The sequence below is a fragment of the Bacillus sp. FSL M8-0063 genome, assembly GCF_038005545.1.
GTDB lineage: Bacteria > Bacillota > Bacilli > Bacillales > Bacillaceae_G > Bacillus_A > Bacillus_A wiedmannii.
In genome coordinates this window covers 1,927,991-1,947,221 of sequence record NZ_JBBOTJ010000001.1, presented here as the reverse complement: position 1 = coordinate 1,947,221, position 19,231 = coordinate 1,927,991, and the positions used below count along the sequence as shown (strand labels likewise).

Genomic DNA, 19,231 nt, shown 5'->3' with positions numbered 1-19,231 from the left:
GTTACACACGCTCCTTTATAACATTTTGTAAAAGCGTATGTAATATACGAAATAGTATAAAAAGCGGTACGTATAATATTACTAGACTCACTGTAAATATTTCTAATTTTGGATTTTCTTTCACAAAAACAAACATACCATATGTATTAAATATCCATTCAATAATATATAAATTGGAAAGCATAAATAAAATATTTGTTTTCGCGTAATAAATTGTCGTTAATAAAACATTTCTTGAAATATGATGTGTCAAAATATGCCGGAAGCTTAGCCCTTTACTCTTGGCAAACAAACTATAATCTTTCTCTAATTCTTCTTTAAACCGAAATAACAACAGTTTAATAAACAATAATGTTGTTGGTATTGTAAGACATATAATTGGTAACAAACGTATCCTTTCTTCCCCTAATCCAGCCAGTTTGACCGGCATAAATCCTGTTTTTTGAAACATAATTACGACAAGAAGTTGCGATAATAAAATAAGTAAAATATCCGGTATACTCTCAAGCGTAAGAAAAACCCCGTTCCACATTTTCTGTTTCATATAAGAACGCTGCAATACCCAAACGACAAGTATATACGCTATAAGCAAAGATAGTAAAAACGCTGATAGAAATACAATCATCGTTTCAAAATAATGAATCCATATTTGCGGAAATAATTTTCTTGAGTCTCGAAATCCATATGTAATTTCACCCGGTTGAAGTATCTTCCCTCCAAGAAAGACAATCGTGTTCCAAAAACCGATTAAATCAATTTGCAATCCCTTAAATAAACGCGGTAGCGCGCCTAGACAGATTATACATAAAATTGCAGCTACTAGTTGTAAACAAGTAACCCCACACCATTTAGCAATTCGCATCAACATAACGATTTCCCCTTACCACCCGATAGAATATTCAGAAATCAAAAACCACATATATTACATCTCTTCAGCTATACTTTGCACCCGTTTCTTCCCACTCGGTAAAATGGTTTGATATAAACACGTAACAAAAAATAATAAACCAAATAAAATAATATACAACGTATCTGCACGAATCCATTTCGGGAACAACATCGCTATCGCACCGAGAGATAACAGCTGGAATCCTGTCGTTAATGGACTAAGCAAACTTTGAACACGTCCCATGAATGATTCTTCTACAATTTCATACATCCAGCCCATAATTGCAACATTAATAAACGGTAAAAAGAAAGTCGCAAAAGCGATACATACATAAAAAGACCATACGTGGTTTACAAAGTAACACATACCGAAAAAGCCCCCTGAGCCAGCCATACCAAAGACAATAATAGGCTTGGGTGCATATTTCTTCCCTACACTTGTTGCTACTACACTTCCAATTAGTAATGAAATCCCTCCAACTACACCACCCACCATCGCTAAACTTTCATACGTTGCTGGTGCTAATTTATATTTTAATATGTAAGTTGTGGATACGCTTAAAATACCATTTAATAGTCCAAACACGATAAATCCTAAAAGTAATTTTTTTAAAGTGTCATTTTGATATATATACTTGATCCCTTTTTGAAACTCTGTTATTAACATTTTCAAATTAACTTCTTTCCATTTTGTTCTACCGTTTGGCAAACGCACTTTTTCTGGAATGGAGATCGTTTGAATCAAAATACCACTCATAATAAAAGTGAGCGTATTTACTAAAATACTCCCGTATATTCCAAAAGTCCAGTACACCATCGTTGCAATTCCTACACCAAACAAAGCATACAAACTATTCACCATTTGATTCACACCTGCTGCTGCACCGTATTGGTCGGATTGAACTACTCCCTGTATCATCGACTGTTCTGATGGAGAGAAAAATTGTATACATGCATTTTCCAAAAATAAAAATATAAAGACGAGTATAATCATTCCGTAATAAAGCGAAATTAGAATTCCGATATTACAGAGCGAACAACATATGTTACTTACCGTACAAATACGTTTTCTATCAAAACGATCCACTACTGTCCCTACTAATAGAAAAAAGATTAATGCAGGTAATGCCATCATAATTTGTGTCATCGTTGCGTAAACTGGTTGTTTTCCGTATTGATCTAACAAATAAAACATTAAAGAAACTCCAGCAATCATAGAACCGAGTCGCTCTAAAATATTTGCTAGAAAAAAACGTGCATACACTTTGTTACGAAATAACTGTAGCATTTCTTTCATACTTCTAACCCTTTCTCTCGACAAAATTTTATTTTTTCAGTCATTTCTCGGAAGTTACATTATATTTTTCGACCATTATCCAATCTTTTCCTTCTGTATAGAGCACAATAAAAAAAAGACTCATGTTTTTTATACAAGAGTCTTTTTATTTAACTTCGCTTCACGTAATGATATGTAGCTAAAATCTTTATACGTCTCGCTAACTATTTTAATCCTCTAAAGTTCGGATATACTTTATTTATTTTATGAATGTATCGCACATCCACTCATAAAATTTTTCCTTCTCTTCAAATTGCGGATAATGAGCTGACTTTTCAAAAGTAATGAATTCTTTTTGATTCACTTCAATCATATCAAAATATTTTTTCGCTGCATGAAATGAAGTATTATAGTCGTATTTTCCCATAAGGAAATAAAGCGGTAGCTTCATTTCAGTCACCTTAGTAGGCAATGGGTTCTTTAAATCCTTTTCTAATAAGACAGTTTGAGAATGTGATAATCCAACGTTATAACGAATTACATCTAAAAAGTTATATTCATTACTGAGTAGCATCCCAATATTATCACCATCTGGATTTTCAATGAGTCTTGATGTTCCACCATATTTTGCAACATAATTCCTCGGAGTGTATGTATCGCCATTTTTAATTTTTTCAGTCAACTCATTTAAATAGGCAACCTCATCTGTATTCCCAGCACTTTGTGCCTGTTCAATCACATAGTTTAAACTATCCATTTCACTTTCTACTGTATCACTCATTTGCCCTATGCCAACATATGCTTCATATTTTTCAGGGGCTTTATTGGCAGCTTGCATTCCGATATATGTACCGTAAGAATGACCAACCAATATTACTTTTTCTTTACCAAGATGTTTTGAAACATAATCTGTCATAGCTAATAAATCTTCTACAAGAAGATCTGATGTAAGATTCGAATAGTCTTCAAAGAAATGATACGACTTCCCACTCGCTCTTTGATCGTAATTAACAACTGTAAATTTCTCTTCCAATAAGTTTTGGTATTTTTGCGCATATGGTATTTCTGAAGTACCTGGTCCACCATGTACAAAAATAATAACCGGATTGTTCTTATCTTTTCCGCGTATCATAATTTCATGATCACTTCCATTTATCTCTACTTGCTCTAATGTACTTATACTGTTTTTCCCTTTTATTTGCGAGGTCCATGTAGGAAATATTAGTGCTACGATTAATAATAGTAAAATGATGACTCCAATAAGTTTTATTAATTTTTTTATCTTCTTCATAAGTAGTTTCCTTTCTTTTAAATTTATAAAAACATCAATTTAGTTCAGTAAAACTACCTCAAAAAAATATAAATATACAACAATTTCACCTTGATCTTTTGCACATTCTTAATATCCCATACACTTCTTAACTTTCCGCTATATAAACTCTTAATATTCCCTTAATTTTCAATATAAAATTCTTAGAATGACTCGATCACAATGTATTAAAAATAAAGAAAAAAGCCCTTGTTTTCAAAACAAAGACTTTTTTCCTTTAACTATTTCGCAACCTCTTCTTTCGGCATTACCATACCTTTATAAAGCTGGACAGTAATCCAGTAATAGATGAAATAAATGACTAAGAAAATCCCTATCGGCACCCATACCTTCACAAACGGGTCAACTAATATAAAGCTAAATAAGTTAAGCCCTACTAACACGTGGGAAATTCCAATAATTGCTGGGAAGATAAATAAATATGAAATTTCTTTATAAATACTTTTCGTTAACATACTACGTCTCACACCGATTTTTCGTAACATTTCATAACGGCGTACGTCACGAGAAGCACCTGTTAATATTTTGAACATTAGCGAACTTGCCATCATTGCTAAAAAGGCAATTCCAAGGAAAAATCCCATAAACATTGTTCCACTCATGAAACTGTTCATAAACTGATAAATTGTCATTTTTGTAAATAAGTCTACTTTTGTACCTGTTGTTTTTTCAATTTGTTCTTTTTGTCTCTTATCTATATCGAGCAACAACGGTTTATATTTTTTCATATCATCTACTTTTGCTAATGTTACACTATGTTCCGTTCCTTGAACTGCTTTGTAGTGTTCTTCATCAGCAATTCTTACCGGTTTTCCGTTAAATTGATTATGTGTAATTTGTATTTCTCTTACAACCGCATCTTCCCAATCCCTTGGCATACGAGGAAGTTTATTGGCTGCTTCGGGAGCTTCCAAAGCAGAATAAACAGGTTCAGTTAAAGGTTCAGCCACACGTTTTCGAGCTGGCTCTTTTAAAGTTTTTGTATCAAAGTGATCGGAAACGAGTGGTGGTTTCGCCGTTAAGTCGTTACGTAAATAATAAACTGCTTCTCCATCTACTTTATACTTATACTTGCTTTCTTCCACAATTTCCATTTCTTTTAAGGCTGCTTTATCTTGATCATTTGGATCATGAATTACAACATCATATACACGAGAAAAGTCTGTCATAATGCCGACATTTTTTTGAAACGCCATACCTGCCGTCATTGCCCCTGCACCTAATGCAATTAACATCGCTACAGTACCTAATACTCTCGATAAACTATTTACACGAAAGCGTAGCTGTGCATATGTAAAACTATTTAAGCCCACTTCATTTCGTTTTTTATTCCCTTTAATTTTCATCACAAAAAATGGGAGCAATGAACTAAAGATAAAATATGTTCCAAGTGTTGTAACGATTGTCGCTATTATAAAACCGATTTCAGCATATATTTTTACATTGATCATAAAGTAGTATCCTATACTTACTAGCAATATACCAAGTACCGTCATTATAATAATGCGAGTTTTACTTTTCTTTACTTCATCTAGTGTTTCATCTTCACGAATTAACTCCAATTCTGTTTTACGTAATAACCGGATGCTATTCATTAAACCAGTAATAAAAAATAGTATTAAGAAGAAAATAGCTGTAACTAAGATTGCTGGTGTATATACAGATGAATAACTACCTTTTGCTGAAATTTCCATACCATTCATTAAAAGGTTTCCTGCTACACTTGCAAGTAACATCCCTACTAAAATACCAATAATAATACTGACAATACCCATACCGAATGTTTCAATAAATAGTAACTGTGCTACTTTTTTCTTTTTCGCACCGAGCATCATATACATACCGAGTTCTTTTCTTCTTAATGTGAGTAAGAACGAATTGGCATATATAATATAAAATACAGTAATGAAAGATAATAGTATGGCACCTACCCAAAATACGAGTCTAATACTACTAATAAGACTATTATCCTTCGTAAATTCACTATTCATCGCCATTGTTTGGAACATGTAGAAAATACTAATACTAATAACGAGACCAATTAGTAACACCATATAATCTTTTAACATCTTTTTCATACTATGACGTGATAATTTGAATAACATAGTTTCGCCCCCCTACTTAGACTCAGCAGCTGAGCCCATATGAGCGAGCACACCTAAAATGTCTTGATAGAAACTTTCTCGCGTTCCTTGACGCTTTAGCTCTTTATATAGAAGTCCGTCTTGAATAAATAAAATACGTTCACAATAACTTGCACTAAATGCATCGTGTGTAACCATTAAAATACTTACATTGTGATTTTCATGTAAGTCTTGCATCGCTTCTAATAAGCTTTTGGCATTTTTACTATCAAGCGCTCCTGTCGGTTCATCTGCTAATATGATTGCTGGATTATGTACTAAAGCTCGTGCTGCCGCTGTTCTTTGCTTTTGTCCACCAGAAACAGCAGTTGGATATTTCGTTAAAATTTCAGTAATCCCTAACTTCTTCGCAACCTCATTCACCTTTCCAGTAATCTCACTTGAAGGTACGCCTTGCAGAGAAAGTGGTAAAGCGATATTTTCATAAATTGATAAGTTTTCAAGTAAGTTAAAATCTTGAAAAATGAAACCTAATTTTTGAGATCGAAAATCTGATAAAGCATTCCCCTTCATCGAAGTAATATTAGTACCGGCTATTGTCACACTGCCACCTGTCGCTTGATCCAATGTACTAATCACATTAAGTAAAGTCGTTTTTCCAGATCCAGAAGGACCCATAATCCCGACGAATTCTCCTTCTTTTATACTTAATGACACACCCCTTAATGCTTTTGACTGATTCTCATTTCTTTTCCCATACGTTTTTTCTACACTTTCTACAGTAACTACATTTGTTGACATCTCTTTCACTCCATCCCTTTTGTATAAAATTACTTTCTCACATATTTCTTATCTTTTTCTCATGTAAACCCTTAAGAATTTTTTAATTTTTCAATCAGTAAGGATTACACGAGTAACGTAAACCTTTTTCCTATTTCATATTCTCACTTTTCTAAAACTCGTTCCTTCGATTTCGCTTACATTTACCTTACATTTTTGTAAGGTAAAAATATGACAGACCACTTTATAAGGGCATTTTCTTTGTAATGAAAAAGCTTTTTATTTTCATCAAAACGAATAGGATACATAAATAACAATAATAATAAATTAAAAAACAATATAATTTTATTTTAAAACGATAAATTATATGATAAAATCATGTTGTTATTAAATAAACGAGGTGCTTTTTATGAAACAAGTTACAACACTCTTTTTAAAACTAGCTATTGTTTTTATAGGTATAGTAGTACTTGCATTGTGCATATTTTTAGTGCCTAAAATCGGGAATTTTGCTGGAGAATTGTATCCAGCTATCGCTTATATGAAATCTCTCGTTTTAATCGATATTTACGTAGCAACGATACCTTTTTACTTTGCTCTGTATCAAGTTTTTAAACTTTTAAGTTATATTGATAAGAACAAAGCGTTCTCGGAATTATCAGTAAAGTATTTAAAAAACATAAAATACTGTGCTCTCACGATCGGTACCATATACTTACTAGGTATGCCGCTCTACTATCTTATGGCAAAAAAAATTGATCCTCCAAGTTTTATACCAATTGGACTAATCATTATTTTCACCTCTATCTTGGTTGCTATTTTTGCTGCAGTTCTCCAAAAGCTCTTACAAGAAGCCATTAATATAAAATCAGAAAATGATTTAACAGTATGAAGTGAAGTATATGGCAATAAATGATGAAGGGATAGCTTAATCGCTATCTCTTCATCATTTATTATGGTTCTTTACTTACTTTAAATTCAGTAATACATGTTAATGGTGTATTTTATTTTCAATCTCTATTTCTTATTTTTTATTTCCTCTTTTATACTCTCCACAAACCCATTTAGTTCAATAACTTCTGACTGGTCTTCACCGTATTTACGTACATTTACAGATCCGTTCTCCATTTCCTTATCCCCAATAACAAGAACATAAGGAACTTTTTCCATTTGTGCTTCTCTTATTTTATATCCTAACTTTTCATCTCGTACATCTCTTTCAACACGAATGCCAGCTTGTGCTAATTTATCCGCAATCTCATCTGCGTATTGTACATGGACTGCATTCGAAACTGGAATTACCTTCACTTGAACCGGTGCCACCCATGCCGGGAACGCGCCTCCAAAGTGCTCAATTAATATCGCTAAGAAACGGTCTAAAGATCCTAAAACTGCTCTGTGAATGACAACTGGTCTTCTCTTTTCATTCTTCTCATCTATATAATTTAAATCAAACTTCTCTGGCATTTGGAAATCTAGTTGGATTGTCCCGCACTGATGACTTCTATTTAAGGCGTCTTTAATATGGAAGTCGATTTTCGGTCCATAAAATGCACCGTCACCTTCATTTAGTCTATATTTATAATTCAATGAATGTAATACATTTTCTAATGCCTCTTCTGCTTGCTCCCACAACTTATCATCACCCATTGAATCTTCTGGACGAGTAGAAAGCTCTACTTCATATTCGAATCCAAAAGTTTTATAAACATAATCAATTTGCGCCATTACAGATTTAATTTCATCTTCAATTTGTTCTGGAGTTACAAATAAATGAGCATCATCTTGGCAGAAAGTACGTACTCTTAATAATCCATTTAATGCCCCGCTAAATTCGTGTCGGTGTACTTGACCGAACTCACACATACGAATTGGCAATTCGCGATAAGAGTGTAATTTATTTTTGAACATTAACATATGTCCTGGGCAGTTCATTGGTTTTAATGCGAAACTTTTATTGTCTACTTCAGAGAAATACATGTTGTCTTTGTAATGTCCCCAGTGTCCTGATTTCTCCCATAATTCTTGGTTCATCATAAACGGAGTACGTACTTCTTGATACTTATACTCTTTTTGAATTTTTCTTAAAAATGCTTCTAATTCATTACGAATAATTTGTCCTTTCGGTAAATAAAATGGCATTCCCGGAGCCTCTTCAGAAAACATAAATAACTCCAGCTCACTACCTAATTTACGATGATTTCTTTTTGCTGCTTCTTCAACGAAATGTAAATAATCTTCTAATTCTTTTTGAGAAGAGAACGCAACACCATATATACGCTGAAGCACTTGATTGTTACTATCACCTCGCCAATATGCACCAGAAACGTGAGTTAATTGGAATGCTTTCAAATAGCCTGTTGACGGTACATGTGGTCCTCTACATAAGTCTACAAATTCACCTTGTTTATATAGTGTTACACTTTCCCCACTAGGAATTGCTTCTAACAATTCTAATTTCAGGTGATCATTCATTTCTTGAAACAGTTTTTTTGCCTCTTCTCGTGAAACCTCAACTCGCTCTATTTTTATATTTTCATTTATAATTTTTTTCATTTCTTTTTCGATTTCCGGTAAATCTTCTACGTTTACACTACTCGGAAGATCCATATCATAATAAAATCCATTTTCAATAACAGGTCCTACACCAAGGTTTACATTACCATGTATTCTCTTTACAGCTTGCGCTAAAATATGTGCCGCAGAGTGTCTTGCAATTTCTACCCCTTCATTTGAATCTATAGTAACGATTTCTACTTCCGCATTTTCTTCAATATTTCGGCGTAAATCATATAACTGATCATTTACTTTCCCTGCAACTGCTTTCTTTTTTAAACTACTGCTAATGGATCCCGCAATTTCTTCTAAAGTAATTCCTTTTACAAATTCTTTAACGCTTCCATCCGGAAATTTCATTTCAATCATCTGTTCTTTCATTTTTCATCTCTCCATTTCATAATAAAAAGCACACTCATCCCTAAAATAGGGACGAGCGTGCTTTTACCCGTGGTTCCACCCAGATTCCCATTGTAAATATACAATGGCTTCTTTTACGGTAACGTCGTTTACACGGCACTAGATACTTAATTTCCCCAGTGCAGCTCTAAGGTGGTAAGTTATTTTTCTGCGTTAGGAAGTTCTCAGCTTTCCTTCCTTCTCTGTATAACCGGATAAAATAACTCGTGTCCTTTTCTTCGCTTATTATGAAATTGAATACAAAAAAGCATATTCATCCCTAAAATAGGGACGAATATGCTTATATCCGTGGTTCCACCCAGATTCCCATCACAAAAAAACATAATGGCTTCTTTTGCGATAACGTCGCTTACACGGCACTAGATACTTAGTTTCCCTAGTGCAGCTCTAAGGTGGTAAGTTATTTTTCTGCGTTAGGAAGTTCTCAGCTTTCCTTCCTTCTCTGTATAACCGGATAAAATAACTCGTGTCCTTTTCTTTGCTTTTAAAAGTACATCCATTAATTGTTATTTACTATATCTTATTCATTTTATTTTTGCAAGTGTTTAAAAATGATTTTTTATTAAATAAAAAAAGAAACCAAAAATAGATTTTTGGTTTCCTCTTCTCAATTTTACCAATCTTGTGGTTCGTAATTTAAGTCTGAAAATAGACGTCGTTTCTCTTTCTTCGATAAATCTCTCCACTGTCCAACAGGTAAATTATTTAATTCTATATTCATAATTCTTGTACGCTTTAACGTGTATACTTGATAACCTAAAGCTTCACACATACGACGAATTTGACGATTCAACCCTTGAGTTAAAATAATTTGGAATTCATATTTTGATAACTGTGTTACCTCACAAGGAAGGGTTTTCGTTCCTAAAATTTTCACACCAGCTGCCATTTTCTCTAGAAAATCAGGTGTAATTGGCTTATCTACTGAAACGATATATTCTTTTTCATGTTTGTTTTCAGCACGTAAAATTTCATTAACAATATCACCATCATTCGTTAATAAAATTAAACCGTCTGAATCTTTATCAAGACGTCCAATGTGACTAATTCGTAATGGATGATTCACTAAATCGATAATATTACCTTTTACAGCTTTTTCACTCGTACATGTAATACCTACTGGTTTATTTAAAGCGATATATACGTGATCTCGAGCAATACGAAGTTGCTCTCCATTTACGCGTACATCATCACCTGGATTTACTTGGTCACCAATTTTTGCAACCTTACCGTTAATAATTACTCTTCTCTCATTAATTAGTTTATCTGCTCCACGTCGAGACGCTTTTCCAGCTTCACTAATAAATTTATTGATACGCAAATTAGGCACATCCTTTTCAAAAAAATTCTAGCTCACACTGATTCTACCGTACAATACAAAAGGGTAAGCCTTCTATTATAACTTAAATATATTAACATGAAAGGGTATATAACGTCTTCTATTAATTACTCGTTTATAAGAAAATATCTTTATTATACATTCATTTATGCACGTTTTGAACACTTAATATACAAGCCACTCTTCCTTACATACAGCTTGTTTACCTCTTATGTCTTTTAAATCCTCATGAATATTAGCTAGTTTATACAGCTCTGGGAAAATCTCTTCTACATAATTTTGATGCGCCATTTCATCTTTCCAATAAGTTAACACTATGTAACGATTTTCAGTTTTTAAAGACTTCCCAACTACTCCACCTATCATCCCGTTTGCTTTTTCCATTCCTTTATTCCAAATTTCCTCTTGCTTATGTAAAAACTGCTTTTCTCTCTGTTGTTTTACATCACATATAGCAACTCTGACAAATGACCCTTCTGTAACAACCTCTTTCAAAGGCATATCAGTTATATCATACAATGTTTGAAACAGTTCAATTTCACATGAAAGAAACGTATCCTCTTGATTACTATTTAAATAAATGGTATCGTGAGCACCATTCATAAATGATTGATACGCACCCCTATCATTCCATAAAGTATAAACACACGCCTCATCTTCATTCCATCCACCAAATTGTCCGTGAAAACCATCTAGATGCTGTATATCACGCCATTTTTCTTGTGCGATTGAAAATAACTCTTTTTTCTCTTCTTCCACTTTACAATAGATTGTTTTTAGTAACATTTTTAATTCCCCCTTTAGAATATAATTTATTTTCTTCTCACAACATTTAGTTCACATAATAATTTTATAATCCTCTAATACTCTTTATAGACATATAGAACTAATCATATTTATCACTACATCTATCAAACCATTTATCTGATTTCATTTCAAATAATTCAGAATTAAAAGAAAAGCTGTAACCCTTAACGAATTACAACTTTATCTTATCTCCCTTTCTTATTCACCTTTTGTTCAAATAAATAATATGTAATTTCTCCTGGATAATGTAATACAGTTACCTTCCGCTCCCCTTTTTTAAAACTATTAGTATGCCCATTTTCCCCTAAGTGCTCCCATCCACTTGCCTTTGTAATAGGTATTACACTTATATATTTATAATCCGCTTCATTATCATCGTTAATATGGATTGCTGACATTGGTACTGGAAAATCTTCCATTTTAGATTCTTTGTCCAGATATATGAGTGCAAATAAGCCAACTAATATCATAGCCATTGAAATATTTGAAACTAGCTTTTTTCTATTCGTTTTCACTAAAAACCCTCTTTTCTCACATATTACTTTCATCATTTTACTAATCTTAGTTATTTATGTATATAAAAAATATAATTAAAATCAATTACATACTATATTCTCTACCATTAATAATATTATTGTTATATATTACAATTATAAGATGTTTATTTTTGGAGGGATTACCCATTGAAGAAATTATTTTTTAATAAATGGACAATAGTTATTTCTATTTTTATTATTACCTGTACGATTTTCTACACAACTAAAGATAAAAATAATAACGAAAAAACCACCGTAGAAACAATTGATACAAAAACTTTTAAAACTAAATTACAACCAAAAATTGATGAATTAACTACAAATTATAATGACATCATCGAAAAAGATTGGTTGCCTGCCTGGGAAGAGATTAACACGAACGGAGATTCAGTAGACAGAAATAAACTATTAGTCACAATGACTGCTATTTCCAAGCAATATGAAAAAATTATAAACGAAATAGACACTGTGAAAATTAAAGAAAATATATCGGAAGTACAAATACAAGAACAACTAATTTATTTCAAAACTGAATTTAAGACTGCTTCTAAATTTATGAAAAACGCAGCAGATTTAATTATAGACGGAGCAAATAACTCTACTCCATCCAATGAAACAATTGAAAATACTAAACATGCTTTAGGACTTGCGGACCAACATATTGTCCTCGCTTTATCTACGTTAAATGAAGTTGAAGTTAAATTAGGACTCGCAAAAAAATAAAACTGGTTACTATTTTAAAATAAAAAAAGATTGCAATTCACATTTTGTCTGTCTATAATGTTTTTATTGATTTACAATCAATGTTTTTATAAATTTTATAATTCGGATGAACCATTCAGGAGAAGGTCTATTGATCTACCGACGGGGCAAAAAGTTGCTGAATCAACTTTGAAACTCTCAGGTCTTGGTTACAAGTAGAACTGCATGGGGACGAATCTCTGGAGAGACTCCCTCTCGCTTTATATAGCGCGGAGGAAAACGAGCACCGAAGGAGCAAATCCGCTACTATAGCGGATAATCTCTCAGGTAAAAGGACAGAGACAAGCGAAAGAAAATGCCGATTTGTATCGGTTTATTTTTCTATCCCTTGTTTCTCCAGAGACCATTTCATTTTCTTGAAGTGGTTTTTATTTTTTCATAAAAAGGAGAATACAGATGGAGACAGTAAGTACAGTATTAGAACAAATCAATCACTATGTGTGGGGATTACCAACGTTGTTGTTACTCGTTGGTACTGGTATCATTCTCACAGTGCGTTTAAAAGGTTTACAGTTTAGTAAACTATTATACGCTCACAAACTAGCTTTTAAAAAATCAGAAGATACATCCTCCTCTGGAGATATTAGCCACTTCCAAGCACTTATGACAGCTATGGCGGCAACGATTGGTATGGGGAATATAGCCGGTGTTGCAACTGCTGTGACAATTGGTGGACCCGGTGCAATCTTTTGGATGTGGATTACTGCTTTGTTCGGTATGGCAACAAAGTATGCCGAAGCCATTCTTGCGGTGAAATACCGTGTTAGTAATGAAAATGGTGAATATTCAGGTGGTCCAATGTACTATTTAGAACGTGGTTTAGGTAAGAAATGGCTTGCTGTTTTATTCGCTATATTCGGTACAACTGCTTCTTTCGGTATCGGTAATATGGTGCAATCTAACTCAGTTGCAGAGGCAATGCGAATTAATTTCTCTTTCCCCCCTGCTTTAACTGGTATATTCATGTCGTTTTTAATCGCCATTGTTATTTTAGGCGGTGTGAAAAAAATCGGGAAAGTGACAGGATACATCGTTCCTATTAAAGCTTTCTTTTATATCATTGCTGGACTTATTATTATTTTCTATCACTACGATCAAATTCCAGAAGCATTTTCACTTATTTTTTCCGGCGCATTCAATGGTACTGCAGCTGCTGGTGGTTTTATTGGCGCAACAATTGCATCTGCAATTCAAATTGGAATGGCGCGCGGTGTATTTGCGAACGAAGCTGGTTTAGGGAGCGCCCCTATTGCAGCAGCGGCTGCAAAAACAGATTCGCCTGCAAAGCAAGCTTTAGTTTCTATGACTGGTACTTTTCTAGATACGTTTATCGTATGTACAATTACAGGGCTAGTATTAATTACTACAGGTGCATGGAAATCAGGTAAAACTGGCGTTGAAGCGACGACACTTGCGTTCCAATCTGTATTTGGCACTGCTGGTAGTATGATTCTTGGTATCGCAATTATATTATTTGCCTACTCTACTATTTTAGGATGGTCGTATTACGGCGAGAAGTGCGTGGCTTATTTGTTTGGAGAAGGTGCTGTTAAATATTATAAAGCAATCTTTATCGTCATGATTGCAATTGGTGCGAATTTAAAATTAGGCATCGTATGGACGTTTGCTGATATTGCAAATGGACTTATGGCGATTCCAAACTTAATTGGCCTTATTGGGTTAAGTGGTATTGTTGTTGCTGAAACAAATCGCTTTTTACAAGCAGAAAAATTGAAAGAAAGTCATAAAAAACAGGCAAGTTAATCTATGAAAAAAGGAATGACTCATACATGATGAGCATTCCTTTTTTTATCCCCTCTTTTACTTAATTACTTTCATTAAAAATATATTTATATCAATGTTTACTCCTTTTTATTCCTCCAAAAGTTTTTCACATAAATGTCATAAATCGTATGGTCTAACTATATAGTTGAAAAAGAATGCGACATTAAAGTGTCGCTGAAAAACTCATACAAGAAAAGGGAGGAAAAATCTTTTGAAAAACAAAATCATTGTTTTCCTATCTGTTTTATCTTTTATTATTGGTGGTTTCTTCTTTAACACGAATACTTCAAGCGCTGAAACATCATCTACTGATTACGTTCCTAACCAATTAATCGTTAAGTTCAAGCAAAATGCATCTTTAAGTAATGTGCAATCTTTTCATAAATCTGTCGGAGCCAATGTCTTATCTAAAGATGATAAGTTAGGTTTTGAAGTCGTTCAATTTTCGAAAGGTACTGTAAAAGAAAAAATAAAGAGTTATAAAAATAATCCAGATGTAGAATATGCAGAACCGAATTATTACGTTCACGCCTTTTGGACTCCAAACGACCCATATTTTAAAAATCAATATGGATTGCAAAAGATTCAAGCTCCACAAGCTTGGGATAGCCAACGAAGTGATCCTGGTGTAAAAGTAGCTATTATTGATACAGGAGTTCAAGGCTCACACCCTGATTTGGCTTTGAAAGTAATTTACGGCCATGATTATGTTGATAACGACAATACATCTGATGATGGTAATGGTCATGGTACACATTGCGCTGGAATTACTGGAGCACTTACGAATAACAGTGTCGGAATTGCTGGTGTTGCCCCACAAACTTCAATTTATGCTGTCCGCGTATTAGATAATCAAGGAAGTGGGACTCTTGATGCTGTAGCGCAAGGTATTCGAGAAGCTGCTGATTCGGGTGCAAAAGTAATTAGTTTAAGTTTAGGAGCTCCAAATGGTGGTACTGCATTACAACAAGCCGTTCAATATGCATGGAATAAAGGTTCTGTTATAGTTGCAGCTGCTGGAAATGCTGGAAATACAAAAGCTAATTACCCTGCTTATTACAGCGAAGTGATTGCAGTTGCTTCTACAGATCAATCAGATAAGAAATCTTCATTTTCTACTTATGGTAGCTGGGTAGATGTTGCAGCACCAGGTTCAAATATATATTCCACATATAAAGGAAGCACGTATCAATCATTAAGTGGTACATCTATGGCAACACCTCATGTTGCAGGAGTCGCTGCTCTTTTAGCAAATCAAGGATATAGCAATACACAAATCCGCCAAATTATTGAGTCTACTACTGATAAAATTAGTGGTACAGGTACGTACTGGAAAAACGGTAGAGTCAATGCATATAAGGCTGTACAATACGCTAAGCAATTACAAGAAAATAAAGCTTCTTAAGAAATAATGCAAAACTTTAATCAGTCGATCTATCATTAATACGAAATAAAATAGAAGGAGAGACTTCTACAATTAAAGCCTCTCCTTCTTACAAACTATATTACTCCCCCTGCTTTTTAACCATATGTAAATATAGCACAAAATCCGTCATTGTCGATGAATGACCAAGTTGACGGATCATCGCTGTTATATTTCCTCTATGATATGTCCCATGATTTACAACATGTTGTACTAACTCTAAAATTGAAGTTTCTAATTTCCCTGCATATGGATTCTCAATAACAAATACAGCATTCACGTCTTGTATTGTAATTAAGAAGTCTTTATATTGATTTGCCATGTTTTCAAACATTTTTTCTAATTCATGTAACGATTTAGTTTCGATTTGTTTGCGTAAATTTTCTCGGTCTTGTATTGCTTCATTCATACTTTTACCATGCAATACGTGTAACCACACTTGATCTGTAATATAAATATGCGTAAAAGTATCCTTAATTGATGGAAATACACTCTGTATCTGTTCATTAAAAATAGTCTCATAGCTTGGTAATTCTTTTAGTCGATTGAATAACCGTATATTAGCCCAAACATGGTAATCCACCTGTTTTAACATGTACTCTTTCAATCTAAATCGCCTCCTTATTGTACGAAACGAATGTTTTGTTTCTCCATTTCCGATTCTCTATCAGCTTTTGCAATTCCTTTTTCTTCAATTTCACGTTTATTTATTGTTTTATAATTTACATACGTATGAAATTCCGTTTGAAATGGAAACGGTGTAATCCGAATTGTTTCCTCGTCCACCCATTCAGCTTGAATAGGTTTCTCCACTTTACTATTAAACATTTCTGTTCCTTCAAAACCATCTTTAAACAAATCAATTTCATCTGTCTTTTCTACGCCAGGTTTATTCATACACACATATAAAGAAAGTTCATCGCAAAACTTTAATAATCTATAATGTTTATCGAACATCGCAAATTGTTCTTTTGTTAACGTTTTCAATATTCTTTTTTGTCGTTCCAACTCCCCTGTATAAAATGAAAGCATCTCTTCATCTTCATCATTTAATGGAAATGATAAAAAATGTTTACTACAAAGTAATGCTCCGTATGGATTTGAATCTTCAATTTCATTCAAACCAATCGTATAAAAAACAAAACGCAATGAACTTGGACAATCCATAAATGTATATGGAATATTTTTAGCATCATTCAAAATTGGTACTTTATCAAGTTCTATCCATCCTCTATCATGCTCATATATTGCATCAATTGTCTCTTTTAAGTATGTTTCATCTTCAAAAAAATCTTCTTTTATATGCTTTGCAATCTCTCCAGCTAAAAAACCATGATCATGTTGACGAATTAATATACTTTCTTTCTCATTCTTTTCACGAAAAATCATTCATATTCTCCCCCTCATCCTCATATTACAGCGTTTTCTATACATCAATTCTTAATTAATCCCTAATTATTAGCAGGGATTCAGTCTCTTACAACGAAATTAACATAACTATATAGTATTCTTTCTAACCATATAAATAGCTTTCTCTATACTATCCATTATACTAAAACATTCATTCTAAAAAACTTTTTATGAGGTGAAAACATGAACAAAACAGAATTAGTTAAAAACGTGGCACAATCCGCTGATATTTCTCAAAAGGAAGCTTCTGCAGCGGTACAATCCGTATTTGACACAATTGCTACTGCATTACAATCAGGCGATAAAGTTCAATTAATCGGCTTTGGAACTTTTGAAGTGCGCGAAAGATCTGCTCGTACAGGACGTAACCCGCAAACTGGCGAAGAAATTCAAATCGCTGCCGGTAAAGTTCCAGCATTTAAAGCAGGTAAAGAGTTAAAAGAAGCTGTTAAATAAACAAGAAACCAGCCATTTTATAGGCTGGTTTCTTGTTTTATTTAAGTAATTCCTTTATATTCTCAGCATGATACACTTCACAAATATAAAATATACATTTGCAGTTACTTACAATTTGATATTTTCTAGTTGGATACACATTCGCCGTAACAGAGCATCCATCAAACAATTCAATAATATTCCCAGATGGCTGATATCCTTCGTATAGTACGTTTCTTCTTACTTCCATCTTTTCTATAAGTTTTTCAACTGGAATATTTCCACTCTCTAATTCACTCTTAATTGTATTTGGTAAAAACGAAGTGTCCGCAAAAATTAGATTCTCAGATAACACTTTTCCTTTATAACTAACATTGGATACACGGTAAAGAAATGTTCCGTTTTTATCAAAGAAATTCTTTGCTTCTTTTGGGATGTACTGTCTATCAAGTACCTCTTGTTCGAGAACATCAAACTGAACTGTATCATTCAAAATCTTTTCTAATGCATGAATAGATGATGTATCTCCAGAAAATAAAATATTTTTTATTGCTTGTACATTATAAGTGAATTCATTTGTTCTATTTTCCGCTACTAACATGAGGAACACCTCTTCTATAAGATTTTTTATTTAACTTATTTATAATTTAAAAGCGCTACTGCATCTAACTGTGTGATTTCAGTTACTTCTTTACTAAATATTGCAATTGAAGCCATATAATCTACACTAGGCCTTATATCTGCCATCATTGTATTTTCTACTAATTCTTGCCTATCCTTAAAAACTAACAAATTTGGAGGATCATTTGGAGCCGACACAGTAATATGTACTGGCGGAATCATTAGTCCTTCACCTGTCGCTTTTAGTACTGCTTCTTTTCGAGTCCAATATGTTAAAAAACCTTCTATTTTCTGTTCATTAGGTAATTTCATAACTTGTGCTATTTCAATGTCTGTTAATACGCCCTCTGCCATTTTCATAACATCTACATTTGGATTCATTTGTTCAACATCAACGCCAACAAGTGCAGACTTTGTAAATGCAACAACAACCCACTCACCCGAATGTGAAACAGATATTTGCGGCATTCCTTCTGGTAATTGTGGTCTACCATGTTGTAACTTACATACAGGGCACATTCGATCAATCGGTACTTGAACTGGCGACATAGAAAGGATCTTTCCAAGAACTAATCTACTAATTACACAACCTATTATAAATCGTGCACGATCTGCCGATTGATGATATGAATTTGCTTTCTCTCGTTCAACATCGTTTAGTAAATTGTAATGCCCTGATTGTAAATCTGAAATTCTTGCCCACCATATTTGACAACTATTCTCATTAAGAGTTGGTACAGAATCTACAACTTTACTCTCTATCATGTAAACTCTCTCCT

The 19,231-nt window shown here is 33.4% G+C and carries 18 protein-coding genes, 1 riboswitch and 2 other annotated features; of the genes, 5 read left to right on the top strand and 13 right to left on the bottom strand.

The genetic code is table 11. From position 1 onward, the window contains the following. Window position 1: 1 nt before the first annotated feature. From MKX31_RS09810 to MKX31_RS09790, 5 genes are all read right to left on the bottom strand, one after another. A complete protein-coding gene (locus tag MKX31_RS09810; protein ID WP_098112040.1) occupies window positions 2-868 on the bottom strand; it encodes an ABC transporter permease subunit in 867 nt (288 codons plus the stop codon). A 54-nt stretch (window positions 869-922) separates the two neighbouring features. Then, complete coding sequence (locus MKX31_RS09805; RefSeq protein WP_229135892.1) at window positions 923-2,185, bottom strand: MFS transporter; 1,263 nt, start codon at window positions 2,183-2,185, stop codon at window positions 923-925. Window positions 2,186-2,423: 238 nt separating this feature from the next. Further along, window positions 2,424-3,455 carry an alpha/beta fold hydrolase gene (locus tag MKX31_RS09800; protein WP_088046884.1) on the bottom strand — a complete coding sequence of 344 codons (1,032 nt, stop codon included), beginning with the start codon at window positions 3,453-3,455 and terminating at the stop codon, window positions 2,424-2,426. A 260-nt stretch (window positions 3,456-3,715) separates the two neighbouring features. Beyond that, window positions 3,716-5,599: an FtsX-like permease family protein gene (locus tag MKX31_RS09795; RefSeq protein ID WP_064474094.1), complete on the bottom strand. Its 1,884-nt coding sequence runs from the start codon at window positions 5,597-5,599 to the stop codon at window positions 3,716-3,718. 12 nt (window positions 5,600-5,611) lie between these two features. Further along, entirely contained in the window at window positions 5,612-6,379 is a 768-nt protein-coding gene (locus tag MKX31_RS09790; RefSeq protein ID WP_064474093.1) for an ABC transporter ATP-binding protein, read from the bottom strand. Window positions 6,380-6,767: 388 nt separating this feature from the next. On the opposite strand from MKX31_RS09790, the gene MKX31_RS09785 reads away from it, so the two are divergent. Next, window positions 6,768-7,250, top strand: coding sequence for a DUF2975 domain-containing protein (locus MKX31_RS09785; protein WP_088046885.1), 483 nt, complete (start codon window positions 6,768-6,770; stop codon window positions 7,248-7,250). Window positions 7,251-7,375: 125 nt separating this feature from the next. Here MKX31_RS09785 and thrS read toward each other — a convergent pair whose 3' ends face one another. The 4 genes from thrS to MKX31_RS09765 form a co-directional block, all read right to left on the bottom strand. Next, window positions 7,376-9,295: a threonine--tRNA ligase gene (gene thrS, locus MKX31_RS09780; protein ID WP_088046886.1), complete on the bottom strand. Its 1,920-nt coding sequence runs from the start codon at window positions 9,293-9,295 to the stop codon at window positions 7,376-7,378. A 44-nt stretch (window positions 9,296-9,339) separates the two neighbouring features. Next, window positions 9,340-9,562: a binding site (T-box leader), on the bottom strand. 35 nt (window positions 9,563-9,597) lie between these two features. Beyond that, window positions 9,598-9,822 (bottom strand) — a binding site (T-box leader). 125 nt (window positions 9,823-9,947) lie between these two features. Next, complete coding sequence (gene rluF, locus MKX31_RS09775; RefSeq protein ID WP_001222161.1) at window positions 9,948-10,655, bottom strand: 23S rRNA pseudouridine(2604) synthase RluF; 708 nt, start codon at window positions 10,653-10,655, stop codon at window positions 9,948-9,950. A gap of 183 nt (window positions 10,656-10,838) precedes the next feature. Further along, entirely contained in the window at window positions 10,839-11,459 is a 621-nt protein-coding gene (locus MKX31_RS09770) for a YdbC family protein (RefSeq protein WP_064477278.1), read from the bottom strand. A gap of 206 nt (window positions 11,460-11,665) precedes the next feature. After that, window positions 11,666-12,031, bottom strand: coding sequence for a hypothetical protein (locus tag MKX31_RS09765; protein ID WP_098102826.1), 366 nt, complete (start codon window positions 12,029-12,031; stop codon window positions 11,666-11,668). Between the two features lie 132 nt (window positions 12,032-12,163). On the opposite strand from MKX31_RS09765, the gene MKX31_RS09760 reads away from it, so the two are divergent. The 3 genes from MKX31_RS09760 to MKX31_RS09750 all read left to right on the top strand — a co-directional run bounded on the left by MKX31_RS09760 (window position 12,164) and on the right by MKX31_RS09750 (window position 15,968). Then, window positions 12,164-12,739 (top strand): hypothetical protein, encoded by a 576-nt coding sequence (locus MKX31_RS09760; RefSeq protein ID WP_064477280.1) that lies wholly within the window; start codon window positions 12,164-12,166, stop codon window positions 12,737-12,739. 208 nt (window positions 12,740-12,947) lie between these two features. Then, window positions 12,948-13,067: riboswitch (glycine riboswitch) on the top strand. A 107-nt stretch (window positions 13,068-13,174) separates the two neighbouring features. Beyond that, window positions 13,175-14,542, top strand: a complete 1,368-nt coding sequence (locus tag MKX31_RS09755) for an alanine/glycine:cation symporter family protein (RefSeq protein WP_000451054.1) — start codon at window positions 13,175-13,177, stop codon at window positions 14,540-14,542. Between the two features lie 232 nt (window positions 14,543-14,774). Further along, the gene (locus MKX31_RS09750; RefSeq protein ID WP_000790928.1) at window positions 14,775-15,968 is read left to right on the top strand and encodes a S8 family peptidase; all 1,194 of its coding nucleotides are present in this window, start codon (window positions 14,775-14,777) and stop codon (window positions 15,966-15,968) included. A 100-nt stretch (window positions 15,969-16,068) separates the two neighbouring features. Here MKX31_RS09750 and MKX31_RS09745 read toward each other — a convergent pair whose 3' ends face one another. Then, window positions 16,069-16,593, bottom strand: a complete 525-nt coding sequence (locus MKX31_RS09745) for a DinB family protein (protein WP_088046887.1) — start codon at window positions 16,591-16,593, stop codon at window positions 16,069-16,071. A gap of 14 nt (window positions 16,594-16,607) precedes the next feature. Next, on the bottom strand, window positions 16,608-17,375 hold the full coding sequence (locus MKX31_RS09740) for a DUF3891 family protein (protein ID WP_000577278.1): 768 nt from the start codon (window positions 17,373-17,375) through the stop codon (window positions 16,608-16,610). 204 nt (window positions 17,376-17,579) lie between these two features. Here MKX31_RS09740 and MKX31_RS09735 point away from each other — a divergent pair, with 204 nt between their 5' ends. Continuing rightward, window positions 17,580-17,852 (top strand): HU family DNA-binding protein, encoded by a 273-nt coding sequence (locus tag MKX31_RS09735; protein ID WP_001043960.1) that lies wholly within the window; start codon window positions 17,580-17,582, stop codon window positions 17,850-17,852. A 37-nt stretch (window positions 17,853-17,889) separates the two neighbouring features. On the opposite strand, the gene MKX31_RS09730 is transcribed toward MKX31_RS09735, so the two are convergent. Beyond that, on the bottom strand, window positions 17,890-18,432 hold the full coding sequence (locus MKX31_RS09730; RefSeq protein WP_340980703.1) for a cold-shock protein: 543 nt from the start codon (window positions 18,430-18,432) through the stop codon (window positions 17,890-17,892). 35 nt (window positions 18,433-18,467) lie between these two features. Further along, the gene (gene sfp / locus MKX31_RS09725; protein WP_000573029.1) at window positions 18,468-19,217 is read right to left on the bottom strand and encodes a 4'-phosphopantetheinyl transferase Sfp; all 750 of its coding nucleotides are present in this window, start codon (window positions 19,215-19,217) and stop codon (window positions 18,468-18,470) included. Between the last annotated feature and the right edge of the window lie 14 nt (window positions 19,218-19,231).

Bases quoted from the DNA above. Each gene is read 5' to 3' on its own strand.
- MKX31_RS09770 (WP_064477278.1), bottom strand. From the start codon at position 11,459: ATGTTACTAAAAACAATCTATTGTAAAGTGGAAGAAGAGAAAAAAGAG.
- MKX31_RS09805 (WP_229135892.1), bottom strand. From the start codon at position 2,185: ATGAAAGAAATGCTACAGTTATTTCGTAACAAAGTGTATGCACGTTTT.
- MKX31_RS09730 (WP_340980703.1), bottom strand. From the start codon at position 18,432: ATGTTAGTAGCGGAAAATAGAACAAATGAATTCACTTATAATGTACAA.
- MKX31_RS09790 (WP_064474093.1), bottom strand. From the start codon at position 6,379: ATGTCAACAAATGTAGTTACTGTAGAAAGTGTAGAAAAAACGTATGGG.
- MKX31_RS09735 (WP_001043960.1), top strand. From the start codon at position 17,580: ATGAACAAAACAGAATTAGTTAAAAACGTGGCACAATCCGCTGATATT.
- MKX31_RS09740 (WP_000577278.1), bottom strand. From the start codon at position 17,375: ATGATTTTTCGTGAAAAGAATGAGAAAGAAAGTATATTAATTCGTCAA.
- MKX31_RS09800 (WP_088046884.1), bottom strand. From the start codon at position 3,455: ATGAAGAAGATAAAAAAATTAATAAAACTTATTGGAGTCATCATTTTA.
- MKX31_RS09755 (WP_000451054.1), top strand. From the start codon at position 13,175: ATGGAGACAGTAAGTACAGTATTAGAACAAATCAATCACTATGTGTGG.
- thrS (WP_088046886.1), bottom strand. From the start codon at position 9,295: ATGAAAGAACAGATGATTGAAATGAAATTTCCGGATGGAAGCGTTAAA.
- MKX31_RS09810 (WP_098112040.1), bottom strand. From the start codon at position 868: ATGTTGATGCGAATTGCTAAATGGTGTGGGGTTACTTGTTTACAACTA.
- MKX31_RS09765 (WP_098102826.1), bottom strand. From the start codon at position 12,031: ATGATGAAAGTAATATGTGAGAAAAGAGGGTTTTTAGTGAAAACGAAT.
- sfp (WP_000573029.1), bottom strand. From the start codon at position 19,217: ATGATAGAGAGTAAAGTTGTAGATTCTGTACCAACTCTTAATGAGAAT.
- MKX31_RS09785 (WP_088046885.1), top strand. From the start codon at position 6,768: ATGAAACAAGTTACAACACTCTTTTTAAAACTAGCTATTGTTTTTATA.
- MKX31_RS09795 (WP_064474094.1), bottom strand. From the start codon at position 5,599: ATGTTATTCAAATTATCACGTCATAGTATGAAAAAGATGTTAAAAGAT.